The sequence below is a fragment of the Herbaspirillum lusitanum P6-12 genome, assembly GCF_000256565.1.
In the GTDB taxonomy this organism is placed as follows: domain Bacteria; phylum Pseudomonadota; class Gammaproteobacteria; order Burkholderiales; family Burkholderiaceae_D; genus Herbaspirillum; species Herbaspirillum lusitanum.
Window position 1 is genome coordinate 1 of the sequence record NZ_AJHH01000034.1, and the last position, 2,490, is coordinate 2,490.

The 2,490-nt window shown below is 62.2% G+C and carries 1 protein-coding gene; it reads left to right on the forward strand.

All coding sequences use genetic code 11. From position 1 onward, the window contains the following. Positions 1-132: 132 nt before the first annotated feature. On the forward strand, positions 133-2,490 hold a 2,358-nt coding region (locus HLUSI_RS26445), incomplete at its 3' end, for an FdhF/YdeP family oxidoreductase (protein ID WP_016832254.1).

Here is a 2,490-nt window from a genome sequence, read left to right on the forward strand (position 1 = left end):
TGGCGCCGTCGTCGCCGTCCGCTTCGCTGTACTCCTCGCTGTACTCTTTTTAATCGGGGCGTACTGTGTACGCCGCTTTGATCCCTTTGCCGTAAACTGGGCACCATCTGAAATTGTATTGGTGGAGCACAAATGGCCAAGGCTGGCAAAGCAAAGATCGAAACCTACAACAATCCTGCAGGCGGGTGGGGTGCGCTGAAATACGTCGCGCTCAACCTGGTCAAGGAGCACGTCGCCGACGGCAAGGGCCTGCGTACCTTGTTGTCGCAAAACCAGCCGGACGGTTTCGATTGCCCCGGCTGCGCCTGGCCCGACCGTGAACACACTTCCACCTTCGAATTCTGCGAAAACGGCGTCAAGGCGGTGGCGGCCGAAGCCACCAAGAAGCGCGTCACCAACGAGTTCTTTGCGCGCCACACCGTCGCCGAGCTGATGCAGCAGTCGGACTACCAACTTGAGGATCATGGACGCCTGACCGCGCCGATGGTCTACGACGCCGTCAGCGACAAGTACGTGCCGATCGCCTGGCCCCAGGCTTACGAGCTGATCGCCAGACATCTCAATGCGCTGCCGGCCCCCGACATGGCCGACTTTTACGTGTCCGGTCGCGCCAGCAACGAAGCCGCTTTCCTGTTTCAGTTGTTCGTTCGTCAATACGGCACCAACAATTTCCCCGATTGCTCCAACATGTGCCATGAGCCGACCAGCGTCGGCCTGCCTGGCACCGTCGGCGTCGGCAAGGGGACGGTGCTGCTGGACGACTTCGACCTGTGCGACACCTTGTTCCTGTTCGGCCAGAATCCCGCCACCAATCACCCGCGCATGATGGGCGAGTTGCGCCATGCGTCCAAGCGCGGCGCCACCATCGTGGCCATCAACCCGCTCAAGGAGCGCGGCCTGGAGCGTTTCGCCGATCCGCAAAGCAAGATGGAAATGCTGACCATGGGCAGCACCCAGATCAGCTCGATGTTCATCCATCCGACGCTGGGCGGCGACCTGGCGCTGATCAAGGGCGTCATCAAGCGCACCATCGAACTCGACGACGAGGCCCTGGCGGCAGGCGCAGAGCGCGTGCTGGACGTGCAGTTCATCGCCGAGCACACCTCGGGCTTTGAAGAATTCGCCGCCGATGCGCGCGCCCAGAACTGGGAAGACATCATCGGCGAGTCCGGCGTGTCGCGCGAGGACATCGAAAAACTGACCCAGATCTACGTACGCGGCAAGGCCGTGATCGCCACCTGGGGCATGGGCCTGACCCAGCACAAGCACGCGGTTGGCACCATCCAGCTGTTGTCCAACATGATGATGCTGCGCGGGAACATCGGTCGCCCAGGCGCCGGCCTGTGCCCGGTGCGCGGCCACTCCAACGTGCAGGGCGACCGCACCGTCGGCATCGACGAAAAGCCGACCGATGCCTTCCTCGATCGCCTGGAACAAGTGTTCGAATTCAAGGCGCCGCGGCATCACGGCAACGACACCGTCGGTTCGGTGATGGCGATGCTGGAAGGCCGCACCAAGGTCTTCATCGGCCTCGGCGGCAACTTCGCCATGGCCACGCCGGACACGCCGCGCACCTTCGATGCGATGCGTTCGTGCAACCTGACCGTGCACATCACCACCAAGCTCAACCGCAGCCATCTGGTGCATGGCAAGGATGCGCTGATCCTGCCGACGCTGGGCCGCACCGAGATCGACAAGCAGGCCGGCGGCGCGCAAGGCGTGACGGTGGAAGATTCGATGAGCATGGTGCATGTCTCCTACGGCATCAACAAGCCGGCCTCGGAACTGTGCATGTCGGAAACCGCGATCGTCGCCAACATCGCCGAAGCCACCATGAAGCATCGCAACAACGGCAAGAAGATCGACTGGCTGTGGTACGCAGAAGACTATTCGCGCATCCGCGACGCCATCGAAAAAGTCTACGATTCCTTCAAGGATTACAACCAGCGCATCACCAATCCGGGCGGCTTCCATCTCGGCGTCGCGTCGCGTGAGCGCGTCTGGAAAACCGATACCGGCAAGGCCAATTTCGTGGTGCATGCGATCCCGCTGGATACGCCGATTCATCGCGCGCGCAAGATCCACGGCGACAAGCTGATGACGCTGATGACCACACGTTCGCACGACCAGTACAACACCACCATCTACGGCATGGACGACCGCTATCGCGGCGTGTTCGGCCAGCGCCGCGTGATCTTCATCAACAAGCAGGATCTGGACGTGTTGGGTCTGAAGGACGGCGAGTGGGTCGACGTGGTCAGCGTCTGGGACGACGGCATTGAGCGTCGCGCCGACGGTTTCCTGCTGGTCGAATACGATATCCCGCGCGGTTGCCTGGGCAGCTATTATCCGGAAACCAATCCGCTGGTGCCGCTGGAAAGCTTCGCCGACAAGGCGCGCACGCCGACGTCGAAGTCGATTCCGGTGCTGCTGCATCGCGCCGCCGTGCAGCACGTGCGGCCGGCGATTTGCTCGACCTGCAGGCCCTGC